The sequence below is a fragment of the Clostridium amazonense genome (genome assembly GCF_056431285.1).
This window is the reverse complement of sequence record NZ_JBWKMH010000023.1, coordinates 75,207-75,889: the sequence shown is the minus strand read 5'-3', so window position 1 is coordinate 75,889 and position 683 is coordinate 75,207. Positions and strand designations below refer to the sequence as shown.

1 protein-coding gene is annotated in these 683 nt (G+C 25.9%); it reads right to left on the bottom strand.

The window, feature by feature from the left end; translation table 11 throughout:
• On the bottom strand, nt 1-336 hold a 336-nt coding region (locus AC07E4_RS08585), incomplete at its 3' end, for an IS3 family transposase (RefSeq protein WP_478216214.1).
• Nucleotides 337-683: the final 347 nt, after the last annotated feature.

Here is a 683-nt window from a genome sequence, read left to right as displayed (position 1 = left end):
CTCTGCATTTGGAGAAAGTGACATATCATATGCTAATATACTTCTATCAAATACATCAATAATAGATGTTAAATATCCTACTTCCTTTGTTTCAGATATATAAACATATTTCATATCCATTTCCCAAAGTTGATTTGAATCTGTAATTGTGTGATTTTTGCATATTTTAGAATATCTCTTAATACCTCTTCTTTTAACTTCTAATAAATTCATAGCCTTCATTAATCTATAAACCTTTTTCTTATTAATCTTTAGGCTATATTTGTTTTTCAAAAGTGCACTAACCTTCTTATACCCATAAAACTGTCCTACTTCATCTTTTTTTATTTGTATTATATGTTTTTGAATTTCTAAGTCAGAAATTTTTTCACCATGTACATTTATACTATATCCTGGAATGTTTCCTTCGGATTGATTTAATGGTTTATTTCCACTTCTAATTAATAACTGTTGTTTATAATAAGTAGATTTTTTTAGTCCTAATATCTTTAATATAGTCTTAGTAGGTGCTCCTATAGAAATCCATTCGGATGCATAAGAGTATAAATTAAGGTCTTCATTTATTTCTTTTTTTTTAATAAATCCCGAAGAACAGCAACTTCTAATTCAAGATCTCTACACTTTTCTTGGGTTTTCTTATACTCTTTTTTGTAATCTACAATTATTTCTTCATTTTTAAATTT